We start from the raw sequence: 25,935 nt of genomic DNA, 5'->3' as shown, positions 1-25,935 counted from the left end.
CTTGTTGAGCTTACTAATCGTGGTGTTGAAATTACTGGTCACTACTACTTCAGCAGCGGAACATCCCACAGGTTCAGCTTGGTGCCGATGCCCTTTGCCAGGGCGTTGTCGTAGACATCGGTGGCCCAGGCGACGTCCTCGACTGGCATGCCTCCGATGGAGTAGCAGAAGATTTCCTCGTCGTTCTGGCGACCCGGGGCCTTACCGGAAGCGATATCGCCGATGTTGACAAGCTTCTCGGCGGGAAGAGTGCCCTCTTCCTTCATGTCCCACCAGCGGTTACCCGGAATACCGAGCAAGCGCTCATAGGTCACGTCTGGGCCGTTCTCGTTGAACCACTCTTCGTACAGGCCGGTGTAGTCAACGACGAGGTTGCAGTCGTCGGAACGCACGAAGTCGTCGTCGAGGCGTGCAGCGGCCGGCATGAGCAGCAGCGCGCCGGGCTTCAGATACTCCTTCTTGAAGTACGGGAAACCGGCCGGACCATCGGAGGAAGTCGAGGTGCCGGCGATGAGGATGTCGGAGTCGCGGATGGCCTCTTCTTCGGTCTCGACGATACGGACCTCTTCCAGCTGCGGGAACTCGTCCTTAATCCAATCGACAGCCTTCTGAGTCGAAGCCTGGGAGCGGCCCTTGACCTTGACCTTCTTAATGCCCGGACGCTGCGACATGGCAGAGCCGAGAATGGTGCGGCTCATAACACCCGGGCCAATGATGCCAACGACCTCGGCGTCTTCGACGGCAAGGTGCTTGACGCCGACACCCGGAACAGCGCCAGTGCGGTATGCCGACAGGAGGTTTGCCGACATGACAGCCTTCGGGGCACCCGTAATTGCATCGTTGAGAATGAACAGGTGGATCGAACGTGGCAGGTCGTTCTGGCGGTTATCGGCATTGGAGCCGTACCACTTCACACCTGCGCCGTTGAAGCGACCACCGAGGTAAGCGGGCATTGCCATGAAACGACGGTCAGGGCCATTTGCCGGCATACCCTCATGGATTGGGTTATCCGGGAAGTTGATCTGGGCACCGTGGGAGTTAGCGGAAGCGCCGGCCATCCGGTAGTCGCCGTCGGCCAGCAGAATCAGGGTTTCTTCCATGGTCTCAACACACTTGGCGAAATCCGTGACACCAGCTTCAACCATGTCAGGTTCGCTGAGGTAGAGAAAATCAATGCGAGTTGAGTTTTCTGGGTTGGCAGCGTTTTCGTTAGTCAAGAATGCTCAAATCCTTCTTAATGTTCATCGGCCACCCTATGCGGCGGCTGGGCTTAAGTTATTCCAGATGCATGCTCTCCAGAATCAATCAAAACGCCTCGGCGCGGGCTCTCGAGGCGCCATTTCCGAGGGGTATGTCGTACCACCATACGGAAAAACCACAGCGTAGGGGGCGTTTACGCAGTTTTCAGCACGCCATTTCTGCTTTACGACGGTCACAGCGACAGAGCCCAATTTCCGTCAATAAGTTGCCCGTAATAACTACTTCGACATGCACAATTGATACTTTTTGAGAACGATTACAGATGAGTGAATTATCCTCCCACGCATCAATGTTTATGAACTTTGTCACATGTCATTAAGTTGCGACACATTTCTGGTTCAACGGGCGTGATTGCCTGGCATCCTACCTTCGCAGCATGCCCCATCCGCTCTTGGTGTCCGCCCCCCCCTTGCGGTGTCCCTCGCATCCGTCCCTCGTGTTGTCCCTAGCGACACCCTCGCACTTATGGCCACTTTTCTGGCACTTATCGATGATTTTCCTTCACTCATCGACGATTTTTCATCACTTATCGACGGCTGTCCGGCACTTATGCGCACGGTATCCTCCCCACCCTGTCACTTGTCGATGCGCTGTTCACTTATGGCCACGCTATAGCGCATCGACAAGTGAATATTGCATCGATAAGACTGGGGCGGAGAGTGTGCGACTCTACTCGTGCGGGAGGTTCGGCCCTTTTTGCAGTGGTGTATGGCCCTGTTCAGGGGAGTGGCCCGCAACCGCGCACAAATTCGTGCTCACATACGCGCGCGTATGAGGGCCCAGGCACCCGCAGCCAGCATGGCCGCAACGAAAAACCGCCTGGCCACATTTACTGTGGTCAGACGGTTTTGGCTATTGACTTCAAGCAGCTAGGCGGCCACTAGGAGCAATGGGTGCTGCTTGCTGTGGCCGTCGTGAAGCGAAAACTTTAGCAGTCGTAGTACATTTCGTATTCCTGCGGAGTGGGGCGCAGGCGAACCGGCTCGATCTCGTTTTCGTACTTGTAGTCGATGTAGGTCTGGATGAGGTCCTCGGTGAAGACATCGCCCTCGAGCAGGAACTCGTGGTCATTGCGCAGGGCCTCGAGTGCGGCCTCGAGAGAGGTCGGAGCCTGCGGGATGTCGGCAGCTTCCTCCGGCGGGAGCTCGTAGAGATCCTTGTCGACCGGAGCGTGCGGCTCGATGCGGTTCTTCACGCCGTCCAGTCCGGCCATCATCATGGCAGCGAAGCCAAGGTACGGGTTGCCCGACGGGTCCGGGGCGCGGAACTCGATGCGCTTTGCCTTCGGGTTGGAGCCGGTGATCGGAATGCGAACAGCGGCGGAGCGATTGCGCTGTGAGTAGACCAGGTTGATCGGAGCCTCGAAGCCCTTGACCAGGCGGTGGTAGGAGTTCAGGGTCGGGTTGGTGAAGGCCAGTACCGCACCTGCGTGGTGCAGGATGCCGCCGATGTACCAGCGAGCGATGTCCGACAGTCCTGCGTAACCGGCCTCATCGTGGAACAGCGGCTTGCCGTCCTTCCATAGCGACTGGTGAGCGTGCATGCCCGAGCCGTTGTCGCCAGCCAGCGGCTTCGGCATAAAGGTGACGGACTTGCCCTCTTCCCAGGCGGTGTTCTTGATGATGTACTTGAAGGTCTGCAGGTCGTCTGCAGCGTGCAACATCGTGTTGAACTTGTAGTTGATCTCCTGCTGGCCACCAGTGCCGACCTCGTGGTGGGCGCGCTCCAGGTCGAAGCCGGCGTCAGCGAGCTTCAGGCACATCTTGTCGCGCAGGTCCTGGTAGTGGTCGTACGGAGCGGTAGGGAAGTAGCCGCCCTTCAGACGGGTCTTGTAACCCAGGTTTGCAGAGCCGTCCGGGTTCTGGTCCTTGCCGCGGTTCCACCAGCCTTCGATGGAATCAACTTCGTAGAAGCCGCGGTTGGTGTCGGTCTCGAACTTGACGTTGTCGAAGATGTAAAACTCCGCCTCAGCGCCGAAGAAGCAGGTGTCGGCGATGCCGGTAGAGATGAGGTATTCCTCCGCCTTCTTCGCGACGTTACGCGGGTCGCGGGAGAACGGCTCGAGGGTAAACGGATCGTGGACGAAGAACTTGACGTTCAGAGTCTTTGCCTTGCGGAACGGGTCAATGCGCGCGGTGCTCAGGTCGGGCAGCAGTGCCATGTCGGACTCGTCGATGGAAGTGAAACCACGAATCGAGGAACCGTCGAATGCCAGGCCTTCGGCCATCGCGTCCTCGTCAAATGCGGATGCCGGGATGGTGAAGTGCTGCTCGATGCCGGGAACATCCGTGAAGCGGACGTCTACGAACTCGACGCCCTCTTCCTTGATATACGCGACTACTTCCTCGGGAGTTTTGAAGGACATGTGCGGTCTCCTTAGTTGGCCTTGTTTAGTACGCAGCAGGGAATTCTTGCACGCTGTTTCGTGCACCTGCCGCGCTGTCAAGGACTGGCCGGTTGACGCCTTCAAGCTTAACGAACCACGCATTCATTCTGGAATTAGAACCACGAATTTCTGGCATGGCGCGTGAGGAATTCGCCAATACGGAATGGGTTACGCAAATAGGGAGCGGATTATCTGTTTATGGAAACACGGCAATATACTGCGCATTCATGTCACACACGCTTTACGACGAGCCTTTAGCTCCCATGCTGATAAGAAAATGGAAAAGGCGACGCAACATCGCCCCCGGATTACCCCCGCACGCGCTGAATGGCTGTCCCAGCCCGTGATTTGATAGCCGGATTGCTGCACTAGACTATGAACCCATGGAAGAAAAGCACAGTTGGCTAGATGGCCCTCAGATTCCGGGAGAGTTCGATAATCCGGACAAGCTCTCGGACTATCCCGGCCAGGCATTGGGTCTTGCCCCCGATGGCCCAGGATCGCAAGCGACGTTGATGCGTCGCGTCGGCGGCATTCTCATTGACTGGATTATTTCCTTGATGATTGCCGGCGCTTTTTCGATGTTCTTCGGCCCGAGCGAGGCGCAGATTGACCAGTTCGGAGATTCGTTTATCGCCTGGCAGTCATTCCTTGCGACCTATTCGCCAGTTGTCTTCCTCATTATTGGCACGGTGTCGGTTTGGCTGTTCGCCCGCACTCCGGGCCAGTGGATGATGAAGATGGGTGTCGCTCGCGTGGACAAGCCCGGCGAGCGAGTTGGCTTTGTTCGTGCCTTCTTCCGCAGCTTGCTTACTCTTTTCTTGCTGCCGCCAGCAATCACCGACTCGGATATGCGCGGCATGCACGACCGTGCCACTGGCACGGCCGTCATTTTGGGTTAGCGCTATAGCACCAACACGACCAGGACCTGGGCGAGAATAATCTTCATGATCATGGCCATTGGATACACCGTTGTGTATCCCATTGCCGGCAACTCGTTCTTGGCCTGGTCGTTGACGTATGAGAGCACTGCCGGGTGAGTCTGCAAGCCCGAGAGGATACCCGCAGTTTGGCCGAATGGAATCTTCAGCACACGGTGACCGACAATGAGGGTCAACAGTGCGGAGCTAAACGCGATGATGGCGGCAAGACCCAGAACTGTCAGTGATGCCGGGTCAGACAACGCAGCCTGGAATCCCTTACCGGCAGTGGTGCCGATACCAGCCAGGAACAGTGCTAGACCCATGGTGCGGAACGCCAGGTTGGCCGAGTAGGGGATAGGCCAAACCAACGGGCCAGTGCGACCGACAGCACCCAGAATCAGCGCCACAACCAGTGGACCACCAGCGGATCCCAGGGCTAGCGAGCTGCCGCCCGGAAGCGGAATCTTGATGAGACCCACCAAGACACCCAGCGTAAGCCCAAGGGTGAGCGGCAAGAGGTTGACGTCGGAAAGCTTCTTGTAAGAGTCGCCGAAGAACTTTGTTGCGTCCTTGATTTTCTCTGGCGGTGCAACTACGCGGACGCGATCACCAAGCTCTAGGCGCATGTTTGGCTCTGCGACGATGTCGTGGTCGCCGCGGCGAATACGCGTAATGATTATGCCGTCCATGCGAGTCTGAAGTTCCGCAATGGGTACACCGACCACGTCAGATGCAGAGACGAAGATGCGACGGAAGTCCAGGCGACCGTCGTGTGTCGGATCACCCGGCATAAGCTCGCCAATGTACTCGGCGGCACGAGCAATTTCTTCCTCTGTACCGACGACGGAAATAATATCGCCGACGGAGACAGTGTCACCCGGAGACGGAATGTAGAGGTGGCCCTTGTACTCAATGCGCGAAACCGTGATGTCCAAACCGAACTTCGACGGAAGGTCAGTGATGGAAGGCAGGTCGTCCTTGAGAATCTTGATGTCCCGAGTATGTAGCGGAAGCGCGGCGACACCTGCGTCAATAGCTTCCTGGTCGTGATCGACGCGGAAGACCTTCGACATAATACCGATAGAGGCAATCACTGCCAGCACGCCGATTGGGTAGGCCAGGGAGTAACCAATCACCGGCATATCGTGGGCAGCGGCCAGCTCGCCCTTATCCGAAATGAGGCTAGGAAGAGCATCGACGATTGCGGCCATAGCCGGGGTGTTGGTCAGGGCGCCTGTGAAGGCGCCTGCGCCCTCCACCGGGTCGATAGGCAAAAACTTGATCAGCAAGAAAGACTCGATAGTGACAACTGCGAGCACACCAATGCCGAACAGGTTGTGCTTGATACCGCGCGAGCGTAACGAGCTGAAGAACTCGGGGCCCGCCTCCAACCCGATGGTGTAGACGAATAATGCCAGGCCCACGATGTAAATCAACGGGGAGATTTGAATTTCCGGCTCAATAGTCGCGAGGATAAGGCCGACGAAGAGGACGGCAGCCACGCCAAGCTTGAAGCCGAAGATCTTGATCTGGCCAATTGCCAGGCCAAGAAACAAAATCACTAGAAGCGCTAAGAGTTCATTTTCAGCCAAGAGTTGCACATATCCCATGGTGGCACAACTAGCAGTAATCTTCATTAAGCATTGTTTCCAGCAAGGATACGACCTTTGCTGACAGCGTGATAAGTGAGAGCAATCACTTCAACAAGACATCAATAACTGTGTGTGAAGACATGGCTTTAGGCATCGTTTTAAAGCTTTAAAGCACAAAAAAAAGGGGGCCCGAAAGCCCCTTTTTTCTGCTTCAACCTAGATTGCCCCTCGGCGGGTTGCCCGAGCAACCGACCCTGGTGAAACCTAGCTAAAACCTCTAGTGCTTCTTGCCGCGATTGGCGGCACGGCGCGCACGACGGTTCATGCCGGCCTGTGGGTTAGCGCCCTTCGGCATTGGACCCTTGGGCATGTTCGCGCGCGCATCGCGAATACGGTCCATCGACTGGATGCGCTCATTCAGAGCGTTGGCCTGATCCTTATTCAGGTTGCGCGGCAAACGCATGAGTTCGCGCTGCAGCTTCTTCGGCGGGACCTGGCCCTCGTCGCTACCAGCAATCATGTCGTAAATCGGCGCTTCGCCCGCAATGCGTGCCAGCGACTTCTTCTCACGAGCAATCATCTGCTTGACGCGGTTCGGATCACCTTCACCGACCAGCACAACACCGGCGTTACCAATAACACGGTGAACAGCATCCATGTGCTGATTAGCGACAACACCGGTCTTGACGTGCCAGACATAGCCAACGCCCTGACGCATATTGTCCAGCGTCCACGCCGCAGCGCCGGCCTGGCCTTCCGCCTCTGTGTAGAAGGACGCCTCAAGACGCTTAGAGAAGATGTACATCGCGACCATAAAGCCGATCGAGATACCAATAATCGTCAGAACCCAGGGCCAGACTCCACCAATGAGCAGACCAAGCAGTAACAGCAGGATAATTGGACCGAAGAAGCCCAGCGCCATGTAAGGCACGAGCTTGTTGTCCCGCGAGCGCTGCAGCTTAAACGCCTGCCACATCTGGCTACGAGTCTGCTTACGCTGAGCGCGCTTGGCGGCGCGGTTCGCCTTCTTCATTTCTTTCGCATCATTGGTCGCCATAATCACCAACTTTAGGGCATGCGATGTAGTTTTAGGCAATAGACCGCGCCGTAGCGCCGTTTCGCTTTACGACGGCGCTGCGGCCGTCGGCCTCTAGGAAGCCGGAATAGTCGAAGTGACTGGCGTATCCTCCGATGCGCCATAGCGGTCGAGCAGAGTCGAGGCTTCCTGAAGCGCGAGGTTGTTGTCGTTGTCGTCGGCAAGCGCGGACAGATGCGCAGGCAGTTCCTGACCGCGGTGCGCCAGTGCACGGGCGTAGAGCCGTCCAGCGCGGTAGGAAGAGCGGACCAGCGGGCCGGACATGACGCCGGCAAAGCCCATCTCTTCAGCGGTCTTGGAGAGTTTGACGAACTCCTCCGGCTTAACCCAACGTTCAATTGGATGGTGCAGTGGAGTGGGGCGGAGGTACTGAGTGATCGTCAGAATATCGCAGCCGGCATCGTGCAAATCCTGCATAGCGGAGATGATCTCGTCGTAGGATTCGCCCATGCCCAGGATGAGGTTGGACTTGGTAACTAGCCCAGCTTCGCGAGCGCGAGTGATGAGTTCCAAGGAACGCTCGTAGCGGAATGCGGGGCGGATGCGCTTGAAGATGCGCGGCACCGTTTCCAAGTTGTGGGCGAAAACCTCGGGCTTGGCGTCGAATACCTGCTGTGCTGCAGATTCGTCGCCACGGAAGTCATCGACAAGGAGCTCGACTCCGGTATTCGGGTTGAGTTCGTGGATCTGGCGGCAGGTCTCAGCGTAGAGCCAGGATGCACCGTCGGGCAGATCGTCGCGGGCGACACCGGTGATAGTGGCGTAACGAAGACCCATCTCGCGGACGGATTCCGCAACACGACGCGGCTCATCCTTATCCAATGGGTCGGGCTTGGCTGAGTTAATCTGGCAGAAGTCGCAGCGGCGGGTGCACTTATCGCCGCCGATGAGGAAGGTGGCCTCGCGGTCTTCCCAACATTCGTGAATGTTCGGGCAGCCAGCCTCCTGACAGACCGTGTGCAAAGAGGCACCCGAGACACGGTTTTTCATGTCCTTGTAGCTGGGGCCCGGACGAACCTGGTTGCGAATCCACCGGGGCTTGTTCTCGATAGGGGTCTCGGCATTTCGTGCCTCGACGCGCAGTAACTTACGTCCTTCTGGCTTAACAGTCACAGTTTCATCCTACTCTTTTGTTGATGAGTACTCGAATATGCCGGTGGTGGAGTTGTGCTTCACCCGGTGTGGCAGGTCCTTCGTGGGGTCGGGCGCGGAGCCGAAGGAATGGTCGGCAACGGTCAAACGGCCTTCCAAAGCATCTTGCAAATCTGCCAGAAGCGGCTCTGTCATCTCTGACACGCTAACATTTCGGTCAAGCTCCCGGGATAGGGCGGTCACTCCAGCATCGGAGATGCCACACGGGATGATGTAGTTGTAGAACTCCATAGAGTTGTCGCAGTTCAGACTGAGTCCGTGCATGGTTACACCATGGGTCACGCGGATTCCCAGTGCCGCAATCTTTCGGTCGCTCAGTCCGTTTGATGCGGGAACCCATACCCCCGAGCGGCCATCGATGCGGCCAGCAGCCGCGATGCCGGCTCGGCGAACGGTTTGAATGAGGGCTTCTTCCAGTCTGCGGACGTAGTCCACCACATCGACCGGCTGAGCGAGCTTGATGATGGGATACATCACAAGCTGGCCCGGGCCGTGCCAGGTGATGCGGCCACCGCGGTCGACATCGACGACCGGCAACCCATTGGTAGGACGGTCCTCCGGCTGGGTGCGCTTTCCTGCTGTGTAAAGACTCGGGTGCTCAAGCACGAGAACCTGATCTGGAATTAGGTCTTTCGCACGCTTGGCAGCAAGGTCTGCCTGTAGGTGCCAGGTCTCTTCGTAGTCGACAAGGCCGAGATGTTGAATCTCGATGTCGGAGCTTGATTCCCGAATGGATTTATCTGCGCGAGTAAAAGGTTTTCTTGGGGCAGTCATGGTGGCCTATAGGATACGCCGAAATTCTGTAGGCCTCAGATTACTTGTTACTTGGATAGCGCCAAACTTACTTGGATAGCGCCAGACGTAAAAATACCCCGGTGGTCACTAGAAAGTGACCGCCGGGGTAAAAGTGGCGTGCTTTTGTGGGCTTAGCCGAAGACGACGCGGAGGATGGAAACGGTGATTGCCGAGATACCTGCAGCGGCCGGAAGGGTAATAACCCAGGCCAAACCAATCGGCTTCATCAGGTTCCAGTTAGCGGCACGGTTAACGATACCGACACCGAGAACGGCACCAATCAGAATGTGGGTGGAGGAAACCGGCAGACCCAGCAGGGAAGCAATCATAACGACCACAGCAGCGGAAAGCTCTGCGGCAAAACCCGATGCTGGGTGAATCTCAGTCAGGCCGGATCCGACGGTCTTGATAACGAAGCGGCCGATAAACCACAGACCGGAGATGAGAGCGACACCCATGGTGGTCATGACTGCCAGCGGGACGCCGGACTCGGAAGAGATCTCGTTGGTACGGAGAACATCCAGAATTGCCACGAACGGGCCAAGCGCGTTAGCGATGTCGTTCGAGCCGTGGGAGAAAGCGAACGCAGCAGCGGTGAAGACCTGCATCCAGCTGAACAGCAGGAAGGTGGAACGATCCAAATCCTGACGCTTCAAAGTACGCGCGAAGATGTAAACGGCAAGCCACACTGCGGTGGCGATCATGCCCATAATCAGGAAGTTGTCCAGGCTGGAAAGCCCTAGGTGAAGGTTCTTCAGACCCTTGAACAGCATCATCGCGGAGATGACAATAGAGCCCAGGGCTGCTAGACCCGGAACCCAAGCTTCCAGCGCACGGTGAGCGCGGACATCATCAACCTTGGATTCGATGTGGACGAGCTTGCGGAAGTACTCAGACTCCAGGTCATCCGGAGTCCAGTCGTTGTCACGCATCGTCGTAGCGTCGCGAAGCATCGCGTTGGTGTACGAGATCTGATCGTGCTCAGGGAGCTTTTCGAAGTCGTCGCGGTGCTGCGCCTTGAGGTCCGCCTTTTCCTGGTGGATGGCCTGCAGCTGCTTGGAAGCCTTGTCGTTGTAGACGAGAATCGAGTTCTTAATGCCGCCGAACAGGAGGAACGCGACCAAACCGCCGAGGAGCGGAGAGAGGACCCAGGAAACGGCGATCTGACCAATCTGATCCCACTGGACCATGCTCCAGCCACCCTTGCCGGTGATGAAACCGACCGTCAGTGCGGCACCGACGATACCGCCGACGATGGAGTGGGTAGTGGAGACTGGCCAACCCATGCGGGTGGCAACGAGGAGCCACACTGCCGCGCCGAGAAGCGCGGACATCATGATGAAGGCGAACTCCATCGGGTCCAAACCGTGGATTGCGTTCAGGTCCACAATGCCGGAACGGACGGTGTCAGTAACCTCGCCACCAGCGAGGACGGCGCCCGAAACCTCAAAGACTGAAGCGACAACAAGCGCCTGCTTCATGCTCAGGGTGCCGGCACCGACTGAAGTACCGAAGGAGTTAGCAACGTCGTTACCGCCGATGTTGAACGCCATGAAGACGGCGAACGCGATGGTAATCAGAAGGATTGCCGTATTTGCCTGCGGGCCCACAAAGTCATAAGCCCAGAAGACAAAAATTACGATGTTGATTGCGAGAAGCCCGCCGAAGAAGAGGTGCCACCACTTATCTGAGGAGCTCGATTGCTCAGATGATGTGGTCCCGGTCGACGAACTAGTATTCGCTGGAGCCGAGGACATGCTCCACCTTTCTAAGTTACGTACAGAGAGCAAAAATAGGCACGCCAAAGAAGCCTGCTGTCTAATGATTTCTTAGATTGGTAAAGGCTAATTGCTAACTAGGTGACGGCGAGGTTAACAAATAATGAATTTAATTATCGCTATCTTCAGCTCTCGTCGGTGTAGCTGAAAGCGATAGCCGGAACTGTGTGCGGGGGTGTGTGGTGTTCTCGCATTTCGGCAGGACAAAAAGTATGCGCATTTGCTACTTGCAGCTTTGCTTTCGGTTCGACCCTCCCGCTGTCTGCTAATGGCTTAACGGCGCAATAACAGCACGTTAATTCTTTGTGCCGATGGAGCCTTTGCTAGCTATGTGTGGCTACGTGAAATCTGAGCACTAGCCAAGAATAGGGGGCCTGCGCATTTGAAGGAATCGCTGATTAGGTTCAACTGCGGGACGAATGCGGCAAAAGAAATACCCGCGTCAGCCGCAAAGTGCGACTAACGCGGGCAGGGAAGAGGCAGAACCTCCTGCTAGCAAGCCAGCTAGATTCCCGCGGCGCTACTACCCCAGGAGGGGAGCAAGCTGCTTAGAGCTGCAGATCCGATTCGAAGTTAGCAACCTCGAGGCGGTCAACAACGGTCGTCATGAAGCGACCTGCATCAGCGCCGTCGATCAGGCGGTGATCGTAGGTAATTGGCAGGAAGACCATGGCGCGAATACCAATGGCATCTGCCTCATTCTCGGTGACGACTACTGCGCGCTTCTTAATCGCGCCGGTGCCGACCATTGCGGCCTGCGGCGGAACCAGAATCGGAGTGTCGGTCAGAGCGCCCTCGGAGCCGATGTTGGTAATGGTGAAGGTGCCGCCGGACAGGTCGTTCGGGGTCAGCTTGTTGTTGCGAGCGCGGTCTGCGATGTCCGCAATAGCAGCAGCCAGCTCCGGCAGGGACATATCCTGAGCGTTGTGGATGACCGGGGAGAGCAAACCACGCTCGGTATCGACAGCGATACCCAGGTTGACCTGCTCGTGGTAGGTAATCTCCTTGGTCTCTTCGTTCCAGGAAGCGTTGACGTTCGGGTGGCTGACCAGAGCCTCAACGATTGCCTTTGCAAAGAATGGCAGGAAGGTCAGCTTTGCGCCGTGCTTCTTCTCGAACTCAGCCTTCTTAGTAGCGCGCAAATCCCAGATGGCAGTCATATCGGCCTCGTGGACCTGGGTCAGCTGTGCGGAAGTCTGCAGAGACTCGAGGGTCTTGGCAGCGGTGATCTCGCGGATGCGGTTGACACGCTGGGTGGTGCCGCGCAGCTCAGCGAGCTCAGGGCGAACGCCCTTGGTGGACCAGTTGGAGCCGGACTCAGCAGTAGTCTCCTGGCCGCCCTCGGCAGCGCGCAGAACATCCTGCTTACGAATGCGGCCGCCGATTCCAGAGCCCTCGACCTTAGTCAGGTCAACGCCGTGCTTGTCAGCCAGCTTGCGGACCAGCGGGGTGACGTAAGGAACGTCCTTGTTAGCGGAAGGCTTGGATTCAGCCTTCGGAGCCTCAGCCTTCGGAGTCTCCTTCTTCGGCTCTTCCTTCTTTGGCTCCGGCTTGGACTCTGCCTTTGGCTCTTCCTTCTTTGGCTCCGGCTTGGATTCAGCCTTTGGAGCTTCCTTCTTCGGTGCAGCCTTCTTTGGCTGGCCACTGCCAACGCGAGCGATGACCTCGCCGACGTCAACGGTGTCGTCTTCGTCGTAGAGGACCTCGAGCAGGGTGCCTGCGACTGGGGAAGGAATTTCGGTGTCGACCTTGTCGGTGGAAACCTCGAGCAGTGGCTCGTCGACCTCGACGGTGTCGCCGACCTTCTTCAGCCAGGTGGTGATGGTGCCTTCGGTGACGGATTCGCCGAGCTCCGGCATCTCAACGTCAGTAGCGTCGCCAGCGTCAACGTCAGTGGAGTCTTCCTCAGTCTCCTCGTTAGCCTTTACTGGCTCCTCGTCCTTCTCGACTGCGGCAGATGCCTCCTCGGCCTCTTCCTTGGCGGCCGGAGCAGCGTCTGCATCGCCAACGCGAGCGATGACTTCGCCGACGTCAACGGTGTCGTCTTCGTCGTAGAGGACCTCGAGCAGGGTGCCTGCGACTGGGGAAGGAATTTCGGTGTCGACCTTGTCGGTGGAAACCTCGAGCAACGGTTCGTCGACCTCGACGGTGTCGCCGACCTTCTTCAGCCAAGTGGTAATCGTGCCTTCGGTGACGGATTCGCCGAGCTCCGGCATCTCAACGTCAGTAGCGGAACCGGAGGCAGCCTTCGGTGCTTCCTTCTTTGGCTCTTCAGCGTCTTCCTTCGGAGCCTCTTCCTCGGTCTCCTCAGCGGAATCGTCAGCGCCTTCCGGCTCTTCGCCCGGCTCGCCGACCTTTGCGATGACCTCGCCAACATCGACGGTGTCGTCTTCTTCAAAGAGAATCTCGGTGAGAACACCGGCGACCGGAGATGGAATTTCGGTGTCGACCTTGTCGGTGGAAACCTCGAGCAACGGTTCGTCGACCTCGACGGTGTCGCCGACCTTCTTCAGCCAGGTGGTAATGGTGCCTTCGGTAACTGATTCACCGAGCTCCGGCATCTCAATAGAGGTCGCCATGTTTGTGCACTCCTCGAAAAGTTAAGAAATCTCGTTTTAAGACGGTTATTACAAATTAGCTTACAGGTTGAAAACTCTGCTTGCCCCGTGGGCTGCGCCCGCTTTCGACTGGTGCGTGGAATAGCTCATTCCAGCCAGGATTCCAGCCGGGCGGGGCGCAGTCGGATGACCGGCTACTTCGTTGCCAAATCCTCAATCACAGAGAACATCGTCCGAACCGGAACACCAGTGCCCCGCTTCGGGGTATAACCATACTCCCCGGTGGTGTTGAAGGCCGGACCGGCAACGTCGATGTGAACCCATTCAACATCCTCGCCAACGAATTCGCGCAGGTATGCAGCTGCAACACTCATACCGCCAAAGCGAGAGTTCGTGACATTCCGCAGGTCAGCCACCGGCGACTTCAGGGCCTCTGCTAGCTCAACTGGAATCGGCATTGCCCAACCATTTTCACCAATGCTCTGAGACAGCTCTGCAACACGGTCACGGAACTCGTCGTTACCCAGGACGCCCGGGGTGCGCTCGCCAAGAGCGACCAGCTGCGCACCGGTCAGGGTAGCGGTGTCAATCAGGTGAGTCGGCTTGTCTTCGCAGGCGCGGACAATGGCGTCTGCGAGTACGAGGCGGCCCTCAGCGTCGGTATTCAGAATCTCAATGGTCTTACCGCCGTACTGTGTGATGACATCGCCCGGACGGTACGCCTTACCGCCCGGCATGTTCTCCGCCATTGGAACGGTTGCGGTCACTGGGGTGGATACGCCTAGGCGAGCAGCCAGGACGACTGTGGCAATAACAGCCGCAGCGCCGCCCATATCGGAGATCATGTTCTCCATGCTGGCACCCGGCTTCAGCGAAATACCGCCAGTATCAAAGGTGATGCCCTTACCGACCAGGCCCAGCGAATTCTCTGCCGACTCATCGCCCTTCCAGATCAGGCGCACCAGGCGCGGCCCGCGCGAGGATCCACCACCCACGGCATTGAGGCCTCCGAAACCGCCGGCGCGCAGAGCGTCGTCGTCAAGCACCTCGACCTCGAGCCCCGCGTCACGGCCCAGCGCTGCAGCAGCGTCAGCAAACGTCTCGGGGTAGAGGTGCGACGATGCTGTATTGACGAAGTCACGCGCGGTGGCAACGGCATCTACAATTGCCGAAGCGCGCTTTACGACGTCGTCATCAGCGCCCAACACAACCACCTTCTGGGTGGCCTCGTTGCTTTCTTCGTCGCTCTTCTGACCGGAGTAAGCGTAAGCGCCCAGCGCAAAGCCCTCGGCTGCAGCCTGCGGATCGATGGCGCCGAGAGTGTTAAAGACCACCTTGGCCTTGGTCATACGGCGCGCAGCGGCGCCGCAGGCACGGCGGATGTCCTCGGCATCCAGGTCCTCAGAACCCACGCCAACGCCCGTGACACTGTCGACATCCAGGCCAGCAGGAGCCGGGATGGTGGTCACGGACTCGGCCTTAGCGTTGGCGGAGACTGCCTCAAAGGAGGCGAGCAGCTGCTCTGCAACCGAACCGATGGCCTCGGGTGCGACCAGCTCGAGGCCATCCTCGCCGTCGATAAGCGCGACGAGAACCGCGTCGGCGTCCGCGGGCAGAGAGTTGTCGGCAGCGATGACCACGCGAGTGCCGATAGCCGGCAGGTAATTGGACAAAACAGCGGCGTTGCGAGAGGCACCGAGCTGTGCCGAATCATTGTTAGCGGGGACTGACATGTAGTTGCATCTCCTTGTAGTCGTACTATGTGGTACACCACCGTATCCCTATTTGCCGGTTCGTGTCCTTCACCCCTGGACAGCGGACTGACGAGCCAGCGCCACGACTATTGGAATGTACCCGCGCCTAGTGCCCGCGACGCTGACATTGCCCTGACTAACACGGTCTTTCGGGGGCGAGTATTGATACGACTCGATCCTCGACGGTTTAGGATGAAAGACATGTCTGCTTTGGAATTTGCAATCGAACGTAACCCGAATCCACTCTCTGATGCCGAGCGCGAGGAGATTTTGGCCAACCCTGGTTTCGGTAAGCACTTCACCGACCACATGGTCCGAATTGACTGGACTGCAGACAAAGGCTGGCATGGCGCCAAGCTGCAGGCATACGGTTCGATTGAAATGCAGCCGTCTTCTTCGGTCCTGCATTACGGGCAGTCGATTTTTGAGGGACTGAAGGCGTATCGCATGCCGGATGGTTCCATTGTTACTTTCCGCCCGGAGCAGAACGCCCGTCGCTTCCAGCGCTCCGCTGACCGCATTGCAATGCCGCAGCTGCCGGAGGAGACCTTCCTCGAGGCAATCCGCCTGCTGGTTGAAGCCGATGCAGCATGGGTGCCGCCAGCTGGTGGCGAAGAATCCCTGTACCTGCGTCCAATCATGTTCTCCACCGAGAGCACCCTGGGCGTGCACCCGTCGAACTCTTACACCTTCCTGCTCATCGCTTCACCTGCCGGCGCGTACTTCTCCGGTGGCATTAACCCGGTGACCGTGTGGATCTCCCACGAGTACGTGCGTGCCGCGCCGGGCGGCACCGGTGCTGCGAAGTTCGCAGGTAACTACGCAGCTTCGCTGGCGGCTCAGCAGCAGGCAGAGGAAAAGGGCTGCGACCAGGTTGTGTGGCTGGACGCTGTCGAGCGCAAGTACATCGAGGAGATGGGCGGCATGAACCTGGCGTTCATCTACCCGGATGAGAATGCTGACGCTGGTGTTCGGCTGGTGACTCCAGAGCTGTCTGGTTCGCTGCTGCCGGGCATTACTCGGGCATCGCTGCTGCAGGCTGCTCAGGATCTGGGCATGAATGTCGAGGAGCGTCGCATTTCCACCGAGGAATGGAAGAATGATGCCACCTCCGGTGTTATGAGCGAGGCATTCGCCTGCGGTACTGCTGCAGTCATCACCCCGGTCGGTTTTGTGAAGTCCGCTGAGGGCGAGTTCGAGATCAACGGCGGCGAGACCGGTGAGTGGACTATGAAGCTGCGCGAGCGGCTGACCGGTATCCAGCACGGCGAGGTTGAGGATACCCACGGTTGGATTTACAAGCTCGTTGAGGCTTAGTTTCGGCGTAGGTCGGCTAAGAAAAATTTAATAGTGGTTACTAGAATTAGTACTTTCGCAGCCCCTGTTCAGTATTCGCTGTTCAGGGGCTGCGTTTTTGCTTTGCTGGCTCCCCAACGGCTGTGCGATTTTCTCATGGTTCATGAATTGTTCAGGCGGCATTTGTTTAGCCGTTAAAAACACCTCTAGCGTGACCGGGGTCACTGTGAAAAACTACCAACACGATTGATTTTTGTAGTTGGGAAAACAGTTTGAGGCGCTGTGATGGTGGTAGTTCAAGACTTTTTTAAAGATAGTTTTTCGTCAAGTAGTTCAAAGCGCCTAAGGGTAACCATCGTTGTCACTCTGTTGTTGGCTGCGTGGACGATTGGGTTTAGTGCGATTCCGGCTCCGGTGGCGGCAGCCCAAGATTCGCCTTCGCCGTCCGGGGTGGAACAGCCCGCTCCTACGGGCGAAGGGGGTACGGGCGAAGCAAAAGCAGAGCTAATCATGGATCTGTCTGGTTCGATGCTTGCCGACGACGCCGGAGGCACCCGCCTCGATGCGGCAAAGCGCGCATCCACGGAGCTGATTGACTCCCTCCCGGATGATGCGCTGCTTGGCATGCTGGTTTATGGCCAGCGCGAATCCAGTGATGAATCCAACCGCGAACGTGGTTGCCAGGACATCGAGGTGCTGTCGCCTGTCCAAAAGGTCGACAAAGAAGGCCTGAAGAGCAGGATTGCCGGGTTGGAAGCTCAGGGCTATACGCCGATCGGCAATGCACTGCGTAAGGCGGCTGATGAGCTTGGCCCAGACGGTGAGCGGTCAATTATTTTGGTCTCTGACGGTATCGACACCTGCGCGCCGCCACCGGTGTGTGAGGTTGCGAAGGAACTGGCAGGGCAGGGTGTTGGCCTGACGATTCACACAGTGGGCTTCAAGGTCGATGAAGAAGCTCGCGCTGAGCTGGAGTGTGTTGCGCAGGTATCCGGTGGACAGAGCATGACTGCGGACGATGCTACCCAGCTTGCAGACCACATGAAGTTCTTGACTCAGCGGTCAGTGCAGGGCTACGAAACCACGGGTACTCCTTTCGAGTTCTCCGAGACTAAGGAAGGCGCGAAATGGCTCGGCGAGGGCAAGTACCAGACGACGCTGGTGCCAGAGGTTGCCCAGCACGATCGCACCCCGCTCTACTACCGAATCGCAGTGCCGAAGGGACACAACGCGATTGTTACCTCAAAGGTGTTAGCGAATATCGATGCTGAGGGTAAAGGCCAGCAGGATGTCCGAACTGAAGTTGACGAAATCATCAATGAAACTGGCGGAAAATGCCAGGACGACGGTCGTATGGGGTCGCTGACTGGCGCCGAAGCTAGTGCCGATTCGTGGACTCCAACTTCGGCTGATGCAAGCATTCTTGCATGGGATAGTGACCGCATCGAATCCAGTTGCGATCAAACCAAGTGGCTCGTCGCAAATAACGTGTGGGTCTATGACGGTGATTCAGTAGCGGACTATCGTGATGAACCGGTGAAGGTCGAGGTTAGCGTCCAGTTTGAGCCAGTCCTGAAGAAGCAGGATGCTGACAAACTAAATGAGGGGCGGTCTTCTTCGACCGGCGACAAAGCCTACAAAAAGGCCACTTTTGGAGAGGCCAAGCCCGTAAACGGTGGCAATAACGCAGCCCAAGCGCCGGAAGTTAAATCTGGGGATAACATCTCTGACACAATCGTGCCCGGTGAACAGAAGTTCTACAAGATCCCTGTCGAGTGGGGTCAGCGACCAGTGATTGCTGCCCGCACTGGAAATTCGGAGCGCGATAATGCCGATTCCATGGGAGTTGCCCTGCTGAATCCGTTCGAGGTTTCCGTGGCGGATGGAACAATGCACTTTTATCAGGATTCCGAGGACCTGAACTTGTCAACAGATCGTCCGGTCGAATACAACAACCGAGAATCTAATGTTGGAGGACGACCTGTAGCCAACGCCGGCTACTACTACGCGACTGTCCGAATGGCTAACTATCGCCCGGATGAAGAGGTCAGTGGCATCGATCAGCCGTTCCAGCTCGCATTCCTCCTGGACAACAAGCCAACTAAGGGGCCTGACTGGCGACCGACTGACAAGAACGGCCCGACTCCATCCGATAAGCCGATTCTGGCCAAGGGAGAGCCGGAACAGGAATCGTCAAAGGACTCGTCAGAAGATGCGTCGAATGAATCTGACTCCTCGGATACGGATTCTCAGGCATCCGCATCCTCGTCGGACATGGAAGATGAGGGCATGAGCCCGTTGGTCATTGGCACCGTTGTAGCAGTGGTCGCCGTGTTTATCGGCATTGCCGGCGCAATCGTCTACCAGAACAAGAAGCGCAAGGAGTAGACAAACCGTAAGATCAGGAAGTTCCTGAGCAGGGGGGGGCAGGGTGGGGAAGGCAGCAAAATTGTGTCCGCTTGGCGTATCGCTGGCGGGCACATTTTTTGCTACTTAGCCGCAAGAACTGACAACTCCAAGAATTATGGGCTGCAGATGTGAAACTGTGTGAGTTTATGACACTTTCAAGCCATTTTTCGGACCATTTTTGACATAAACGCAGTCAGTAACTCGCATTGGCCCGCTGTCGCTAACATAACCGCAGTCACTAGCCCCACTGAACCCAAACCCCACTGAACCTAAACCCCGGGAGTGTCACCCCAACAAAGAAAAGCGCGTCCCGTGCATCGCTGCGGCGGGACGCGCTTTTTTAATTAGCTGGGAGGCTAGAAGGTGTGCTCGTTCTTGGCGCCCCGGCAAACGGTCGGCGCAAAATAATTTGGGCGAGCCCCGAAACGAGCCTCCTGTACTCCGCCTTCCCGGCGGTGTGCCCTCAGAATACGTCCGCGTCAAAGCGACCGTCAATAGTTCTTTTTAAAGAAAACCCCAACGGGGGCAATGCGCGCATTTTCCCTGCTAGAACCCTATGGCAAGTGCCACGGCACAGACAGCGCACGTTATCTCAATGACCGCACCAAACACGTCGCCGTTGACTCCGCCAAACCTCTTCACGCAATGCCGCGTCAGCAGCAGTGTAACGCCAAAGCTCAGTGCACAAGCGACTACGCCCACGAGCCCAACCACCCAGCCCGACACAGCGAGCAGCAGTATCCACCAGCAGGTCACCGTGACTGTGGACTGAGTACCGGCAGTCAGAGAGCCGAAGCCGCTGTTCGAAAAAGGCGGAAAGCCGCGCCAGCAGGCAGTCGTTGCTGCCGCGCGAGAGGCTACAAAAGGCAAGCACAGCGCAACCACACCAGGCCACATCTGACCAGCAGACCACTGCGACAGCACACTAGCCACAATCACGGCAAAAGCAGTCGTCGTCGTCAACATCGTCAGCACGATGGAGCCCACGCCCATTGGGCCGGTGCTCGGATCGCGCAGCACCTCCCGCGCCCCCTCCGGCGGCTTATACGAGCCGAGGGCATCCGCCACATCCGCCAGCCCATCCAGGTGCATCGCGCGGGTCAACATCTGTGCCGCCACCATAATCAGGGTGCCGCCGAGGATCGGGGTGACGTCGTAAAGCGTGGGCGTGCCTGACGACGACGTTGCGAACAGCGCCGCCGTGATGAGAACTGCACCCGCGGCAGGAACGAGCCCAGCTACTGGCAGTGCGGCGATAGCGCGACGGCCGGTGATGCGGTCGAACACGCTCGCGCCTTTGAAAGGCAGGATGGTGAGCCAGGACAGGGCAGTGGTGATGGCCTCAGCGACGGCATTGCCGTGAGCAGAGGGATCGCCGTCGAGGTTGTCCTGGCGAGACGGGCCGGCTTTGTCGGACAAGTCGATTAGTCCTTGGTGCTTACGCCTGCGTCGGCGAAAGTAGCCATGTTGCGCAGGACCGATACGCCGGACTTGACCAGCGGTAGGGCAGCGACGGCGCCGGAGCCTTCGCCAAGACGCATCCCGTATTCGAGAAGTGGTTCCTTATCCAGGTGTCGAAGGGCAAGCGCGTGCGCGGGCTCTGCCGACTTGTGGCCGGCGACCCACCAATCGCGGGCGCCCGGAGCGAGCTGGTCAGCCAGCAGAGCAGCGGATGTGACAACCACTCCGTCCAAAATCACAGGAGTGCGACGAACCGCTGCTTGCGCCAAGAACGCGGCCATCACGGTCATATCCGGCGAGGAAATACGACGGAGCACCTCAACCGGGTCATTGCGCAGGCGACGCACGCGGAACATGGCATCGCGTACGGCAGCGACCTTGAGCTTCCACCCCTCGTCATCAATGCCAGTGCCTCGGCCGACGACGACCACCGGTTCGGAGTTGGTCACGGCACCAATCAGCGCCGCGGCTGGAGTGGTGTTTCCGATGCCCAGGTCGCCGGCAATGAGCAGGTCAGCGCCTTCATCAACGGCGGCGTCGGCAATCGCGATGCCCGTGCGGATGGCCTTATCGACCTCCTCCTCACTCATCGCATCCTCGCGGTCGATAGAACCACAGCTGCGACGGATACGGTATGGCCCTTCGGCATCGTGGTCGAGGGAAATGTCCACACCGGTAACAGTGGCTCCCGCGATGTCAGCGATAGCGTTCACGCCGGCACCCTTTGCCTCGATATTGGCAAGCATCTGGATAGACACCTCGGACGGGTACGCGGACACCCCGCCCTGGGCAACACCGTGGTCACCAGCGAAGACATAAACACGACAATCGTCCAGGTCACGCGGAGGGCATTCTCCCTGACACGCCGAAATCCAAATGCCGAGTTCTTCCAACCGGCCAAGTGAGCCTGCGGGTTTAGTCAACTGCTCATGGCGCGCGCGGGCGGCCTGTTCAGTCTCTTCGTCAGGGCGTGCTACCGGTCCAAAATAATCCGCGTTCATACTCTCAAACGCTACCCGAAAACGATTTGTCTACCGACCATTGGTGCACAGCTATTCGCATTGCTAGGCAGACCGTCATAGGGGAAGCGGCGTGGAGTGAATCTAGTTCGCCGCCTTGACTTCCATGGGGCAGCCAGCCACAACTAGGACAACACGATCACAGACAGCTGCGAGCTGTTGGTTGAGAAGGCCAATTTCATCACGGAAAAGCCGCCCTGAGCGGTGTTCGGGAATGACACCGAAGCCCACTTCGGGCGACACAATGAACAGGTCGGAATCTGCGGGGAAGTTGCGCACGGCGTCGACAAGCGAGTGCGTCCACGGCGCGACGCTGCCCCTCGGCGCCTCCCACAGCCCCTGCGCGTCGATGATGTGCGTCAGCCAGGTGCCGACATCGTCCAGCAGCATGCGCCGCTCCGGCGACGCGAGAGCTTCCACCGCATCGACGTCATCAACCGTGTGCCAGGCCACTCCGTGCTCTTTTGCCTGTGCTTGACGACGAATGCGGTGCTCCTCGACCCTGGAGTGAAAATCGCTATCACCGGGCCAGGGCCGTGCTGTTGCGATGTAATGCAACACCGTTGAGGCTGCAGCATCTGAGGCACCGCCGGTTGAGGCTGCGGCGGTGGCCAGCAGCTCGTGCTCAGCCCATGAGGACTTGCCTGAGCGGGCGCCACCGAGAACCAAAGTGCGCATGGCAGATGAGGCTACTTGATTTCGTCGCCGATGTTGACCTGCGGACGCGGAGTACGCAGACGACGCGGCTGAGAAGCGCGGGAGTAAGCGTAGAAGCCCAGTCCCCAGGCCCCTTCGGTGGTCTTCGGGAAGCACTCACGCGTCAACTTGATGGCACGGCGGCCGATGTAAATGCCCTCGATAATCAGGGCGATGATGAGAACCATCGCGATGAGAGATGCGATGTTGGCCAGCTTCGGCAGGGAAGTGCCAATCATCATAATCAGCAGCAGAATCAGCGCGAACGGGAGGAACACGTTAGCGAGGAAGCGACGGGAATCAACCCAGTCGCGGACAAACTTGCGCTCAGCGCCCTGGTCGCGTGGCAGCATGTAGCGCGGATCGCCGGCGGCCATGCGCTCGTCGGCAATGCGACGCTGCTCACGTCGCTCTGCTCGCTCGCGTGCCTTGGCGGCCTTGAGCTCTTCCTTGGACATGGAAGCCTTGAGCTCCTTGCGGCGCTGGCGAGCTTCCTTAGCGGTCAGCGGCGCCTCGACCGGGCCACGGCGGATGCCGCGTTCGCGCTCAACCTCGTTGCGCTTCGGAGTGGGGCGCCCCTTCTTGGGAGTAAAAGCACCGCTGTGCTTCTTCTCGGGCTGCTGAGACTCCGAAGCGGTGCCCTTGGCCCCGCTGGATGCGGTCGCGTCGGTGGCTACGTCTCCGGCGTTGGTTGCGTCAGCGTTAGCTGCCTCAGCTGCCTTGGACTTTTTGTCATTCTTTTTCCACGGTAGATTCACGACCCCAGATTATAAGGTCTTCAAGGTGCTTCCCTAATTAGGTTGCAGGTTGAGGGGCAGGGACGGGGCAAGGGCGAGGTTTTGGGGATGACCGCCGCAGGGGCAGGCGGGAAGAGTGCGCTTGTGGCGTGGGAAGCCGTGGTGTGGTTGCGATGTGGCGGCAAAAAGAGACTTCCGAAAAAGAGAAAGAAAAAGAGAACCCAGAATTGGGAATTAAAGACTGGCCGGTAAGGTTGTGATAAATAATGACGTAGCCGACCTTGGGGTCGACTCGCATACTTAAACACTTCAACAAGGAGGACACGCGCTATGACTACTGCTCAGAGCACTGGCGTTACCCTGACCGAAGCTGCGGCTGCCAAGGCAAAGGCACTTCTGGACCAAGAAGGTGCCACCGACCTGGCACTGCGTATTTCCGTGGCTCCGGGCGGCTGTGCCGGCCTGCGCTACCAGCTCTACTTCGATGACCGCAGCCTCGACGGCGATGTCGCCGAAGTTTTCGGTGGCGTCAAGCTGGTCGTTGATCGCCAGTCGGTTCCGTACCTGTCCGGTGCCACCATCGACTTCGCTGACACCATTGAACAGCAGGGCTTCACAATCGATAACCCGAATGCCACTGGCTCCTGCGCTTGCGGTGACTCCTTCAACTAAGTCATTAGCTGAGCAGAGCTGTCAGCAGACGCTGTGAAAAGCGTCGGATAGTAAAAAGGCTCGGACCTCACTCTTGTTAACTGAGTGAGGTCCGAGCCTTTTCTATTGGTTGCCCCAGCGATGGTGACAGCCTGCCGGGGCAGGATGGGGCTGAATCGCGGGGACCGTCGTAAAGCGAGCTAGAGCTCGACGGGGTAGTCGCGCTGCTCGATGTCCGGAGTAATGCGGTCTTCGATGAAGATGCCGTGCCAGACCATGAAGGCCAGGATGGTCCAGAGGCGGCGGGAGTGGTCGCGCTCGGTTGGGTGGTGCTCGGCGAGCATCTTGAGCACGGCGTCCTTATTAATGAACTCTTCGGTCTGGGACTCGCGGATGATGTCCTCGGCCCAGCCGTGCAGTTCGTCGCCTGCCAGCCAGTGGCGAATCGGCACCGGGAAGCCCAGTTTGCGGCGGTTGAGCACGTGCTCCGGAACAATCTGCTCCATGGCGCGACGCAGTGCGTACTTGGTGGTGCCGTGAGAAACACGCATGTCCACCGGCAGCGTCTGTGCAACGTCGAAGACCACACGGTCGAGGAACGGCACGCGCAGCTCCAGGGAGTTAGCCATGGTGATCTTGTCCGCCTTGACCAGAATGTCGCCACGCAACCAGGTGAACAGATCCAAGTGCTGCATCCGAGTCACCGGGTCCCAGCCTTCAGACTGCGCGTAAATCGGCGCAGTGACATCGCTGTGGTCCCATTCCTTCTTGGCCCACGGCAGCACTTCCTGCAGCTGCTCAAAGTTAAAGGAACGAGCATTGCCGTAGTAGCGCTGTTCCAGCGGAGTAGTGCCTCGCTGCAGGAGCGACTTGCCGCGCATGCCCTCTGGCAGAGCTTCGCCGACCTTAGCCAGACCGCGCAGCAGGGGAGATGGAACCTTGTCGAACGGCTTCAGCGACAGCGGCTCCTTATAAATGGTGTAACCACCAAAGAGCTCGTCTGCGCCCTCACCGGACAGTACGACCTTAACGTGCTTACGAGCCTCTGCGGCCACGAAGTACAGCGGCACCAGTGCAGGGTCAGCTACCGGGTCATCGAGGTACCACATAATCTTCGGAATCGCCCCGGCGAACTCCTCCGGCGAGACGACCTTCACAATGTGCTCGACGCCAATGGCGGCGGCGGACTCGGCAGCCACATCGACCTCTGAGAAGCCCTCGCGCTCGAAGCCAGTGGTAAACGTCAGCAGGTTCGGGTTGTGGCGCTTAGCCAAAGTTGCAATCGCAGTGGAGTCGATACCGCCCGACAGGAACGAGCCCACCGTGACGTCGGCACGCATATGCTTCTCGACGCTGTCCTCCAGCGCACGGGCAATGCGGTCAAAAACGTCCTGCTCAGCGCCCTTAGCGACTGGCTGAATCGGGAAACTAGGCTTGAAGTAGCGGGTCTGCTTAACTTCGCCACCAGGCGTAACGATGGCAGTGCAGCCCGACTCCAGGCGGACGATGTCAGTGTGCAGAGACTCCGGTTCCGGCACGTACTGCAGGTCGACGTAGTGCTCCAGTGCACGCTTATTCAGCTTTTTCGCATCGATGCCCATCTCCGGCGCAGCTTCGAGCAGGGACTTCTTCTCAGAACCGAAAATTGTGCCACGCTCTGTGGTGGCGTAGTAGAGCGGCTTAATGCCGAACGGATCGCGCGCCAGGAAAAGCTTGCGCTCGACGCTGTCCCAAATGGCAATGCCGAACATGCCGCGCAAGTGCTTTACGACGTCCGCTCCCCAGTGGTGGAACCCAACGACGATAGGTTCACCATCGCCGGAGGTATTAAAGGCATAGCCTTTCTTCTCCAGCTGCTCGCGAAGTTCGACGAAATTGTAGATTTCGCCGTTGAAGGTCATGGAGTAACGATTCGGCTGATTCTCTGGTCCCCACTGCAGCGGTTGGTGGCTGTGGGCAATATCAATAATGGATAGGCGGTTGAAGCCGAAAACTGCGTCCTCATCGTGCCACGTGCCTGCATCGTCAGGGCCGCGGTGCCGCATGCAGGGCAGGGCCCTTTCGACAACGGGAACGAGCTCCGCTGCGTCAGAATTTGCAGCCAGGATTCCGAGAAGACCACACATGCTTCGTGCGCGCACCTTTCGCTTAGTGTCACTTAATGGATTTTCGACGGCTCCGTAGCTAGCGGCTCAGCGCGACTGGTTGTCGCCTTAACCGGTGGCCGTGAAGGACCGCCGCGTGGCTGAGTAGCTGGGTTGAACCCCAGATTGGCGCCACATAGAAATGCTGCACCTACTTTAATGCCTTTTGGGGAAAAGCGAGAATGTCTGAGTTTGCCGTGTCTAGGGCTCGGGGCAAGGTTGCGCGGG

At 58.1% G+C, this 25,935-nt stretch carries 18 protein-coding genes; 4 read left to right on the top strand and 14 right to left on the bottom strand.

Annotated elements, in window-relative coordinates; translation table 11 throughout:
- Positions 1-44: 44 nt before the first annotated feature.
- Complete coding sequence (locus EGX79_07600; GenBank protein ID AYX82061.1) at positions 45-1,217, bottom strand: ornithine cyclodeaminase; 1,173 nt, start codon at positions 1,215-1,217, stop codon at positions 45-47.
- Between the two features lie 971 nt (positions 1,218-2,188).
- Complete coding sequence (glnA, locus tag EGX79_07595) at positions 2,189-3,625, bottom strand: type I glutamate--ammonia ligase (protein ID AYX82060.1); 1,437 nt, start codon at positions 3,623-3,625, stop codon at positions 2,189-2,191.
- A 404-nt stretch (positions 3,626-4,029) separates the two neighbouring features.
- On the opposite strand from glnA, the gene EGX79_07590 reads away from it, so the two are divergent.
- Entirely contained in the window at positions 4,030-4,548 is a 519-nt protein-coding gene (locus EGX79_07590; protein AYX82059.1) for an RDD family protein, read from the top strand.
- A gap of 2 nt (positions 4,549-4,550) precedes the next feature.
- On the opposite strand, the gene EGX79_07585 is transcribed toward EGX79_07590, so the two are convergent.
- The 7 genes from EGX79_07585 to EGX79_07555 all read right to left on the bottom strand — a co-directional run bounded on the left by EGX79_07585 (position 4,551) and on the right by EGX79_07555 (position 15,273).
- The gene (locus EGX79_07585) at positions 4,551-6,206 is read right to left on the bottom strand and encodes a transporter (GenBank protein AYX82058.1); all 1,656 of its coding nucleotides are present in this window, start codon (positions 6,204-6,206) and stop codon (positions 4,551-4,553) included.
- 232 nt (positions 6,207-6,438) lie between these two features.
- Complete coding sequence (locus EGX79_07580; GenBank protein AYX82057.1) at positions 6,439-7,218, bottom strand: DUF4191 domain-containing protein; 780 nt, start codon at positions 7,216-7,218, stop codon at positions 6,439-6,441.
- Positions 7,219-7,311: 93 nt separating this feature from the next.
- The gene (gene lipA / locus EGX79_07575; protein AYX82056.1) at positions 7,312-8,370 is read right to left on the bottom strand and encodes a lipoyl synthase; all 1,059 of its coding nucleotides are present in this window, start codon (positions 8,368-8,370) and stop codon (positions 7,312-7,314) included.
- Positions 8,371-8,379: 9 nt separating this feature from the next.
- Positions 8,380-9,183 carry a lipoyl(octanoyl) transferase LipB gene (gene lipB / locus EGX79_07570; protein AYX82055.1) on the bottom strand — a complete coding sequence of 268 codons (804 nt, stop codon included), beginning with the start codon at positions 9,181-9,183 and terminating at the stop codon, positions 8,380-8,382.
- Between the two features lie 152 nt (positions 9,184-9,335).
- Positions 9,336-10,961: an inorganic phosphate transporter gene (locus tag EGX79_07565; protein AYX82054.1), complete on the bottom strand. Its 1,626-nt coding sequence runs from the start codon at positions 10,959-10,961 to the stop codon at positions 9,336-9,338.
- Positions 10,962-11,530: 569 nt separating this feature from the next.
- Positions 11,531-13,561: a pyruvate dehydrogenase complex dihydrolipoyllysine-residue acetyltransferase gene (locus EGX79_07560; protein AYX82053.1), complete on the bottom strand. Its 2,031-nt coding sequence runs from the start codon at positions 13,559-13,561 to the stop codon at positions 11,531-11,533.
- A gap of 173 nt (positions 13,562-13,734) precedes the next feature.
- On the bottom strand, positions 13,735-15,273 hold the full coding sequence (locus EGX79_07555) for a leucyl aminopeptidase (GenBank protein ID AYX82052.1): 1,539 nt from the start codon (positions 15,271-15,273) through the stop codon (positions 13,735-13,737).
- Between the two features lie 222 nt (positions 15,274-15,495).
- On the opposite strand from EGX79_07555, the gene EGX79_07550 reads away from it, so the two are divergent.
- A complete protein-coding gene (locus tag EGX79_07550) occupies positions 15,496-16,611 on the top strand; it encodes a branched-chain amino acid aminotransferase (GenBank protein AYX82051.1) in 1,116 nt (371 codons plus the stop codon).
- 264 nt (positions 16,612-16,875) lie between these two features.
- Positions 16,876-18,978 (top strand): VWA domain-containing protein, encoded by a 2,103-nt coding sequence (locus tag EGX79_07545; protein ID AYX82050.1) that lies wholly within the window; start codon positions 16,876-16,878, stop codon positions 18,976-18,978.
- Between the two features lie 567 nt (positions 18,979-19,545).
- Here EGX79_07545 and EGX79_07540 read toward each other — a convergent pair.
- From EGX79_07540 to EGX79_07525, 4 genes are all read right to left on the bottom strand, one after another.
- Positions 19,546-20,418, bottom strand: a complete 873-nt coding sequence (locus EGX79_07540; GenBank protein AYX82049.1) for an adenosylcobinamide-GDP ribazoletransferase — start codon at positions 20,416-20,418, stop codon at positions 19,546-19,548.
- 5 nt (positions 20,419-20,423) lie between these two features.
- Positions 20,424-21,461 (bottom strand): nicotinate-nucleotide--dimethylbenzimidazole phosphoribosyltransferase, encoded by a 1,038-nt coding sequence (gene cobT, locus EGX79_07535; protein ID AYX82048.1) that lies wholly within the window; start codon positions 21,459-21,461, stop codon positions 20,424-20,426.
- Between the two features lie 102 nt (positions 21,462-21,563).
- The gene (locus tag EGX79_07530) at positions 21,564-22,157 is read right to left on the bottom strand and encodes a bifunctional adenosylcobinamide kinase/adenosylcobinamide-phosphate guanylyltransferase (GenBank protein ID AYX82047.1); all 594 of its coding nucleotides are present in this window, start codon (positions 22,155-22,157) and stop codon (positions 21,564-21,566) included.
- Between the two features lie 11 nt (positions 22,158-22,168).
- Entirely contained in the window at positions 22,169-22,933 is a 765-nt protein-coding gene (locus EGX79_07525; protein ID AYX82046.1) for a DUF3043 domain-containing protein, read from the bottom strand.
- A gap of 309 nt (positions 22,934-23,242) precedes the next feature.
- Here EGX79_07525 and EGX79_07520 point away from each other — a divergent pair, with 309 nt between their 5' ends.
- Entirely contained in the window at positions 23,243-23,584 is a 342-nt protein-coding gene (locus tag EGX79_07520) for an iron-sulfur cluster assembly accessory protein (GenBank protein ID AYX82045.1), read from the top strand.
- 179 nt (positions 23,585-23,763) lie between these two features.
- Here the strand turns inward: EGX79_07520 and asnB are convergent, their stop codons facing one another.
- The gene (asnB, locus tag EGX79_07515) at positions 23,764-25,689 is read right to left on the bottom strand and encodes an asparagine synthase (glutamine-hydrolyzing) (protein ID AYX82044.1); all 1,926 of its coding nucleotides are present in this window, start codon (positions 25,687-25,689) and stop codon (positions 23,764-23,766) included.
- Positions 25,690-25,935: the final 246 nt, after the last annotated feature.

The organism is Corynebacterium jeikeium (genome assembly GCA_003955985.1).
Lineage (GTDB): Bacteria > Actinomycetota > Actinomycetes > Mycobacteriales > Mycobacteriaceae > Corynebacterium > Corynebacterium jeikeium_D.
Note: the sequence above shows the minus strand (reverse complement) of the source record. Positions and strands in the feature narration are given on the sequence as shown.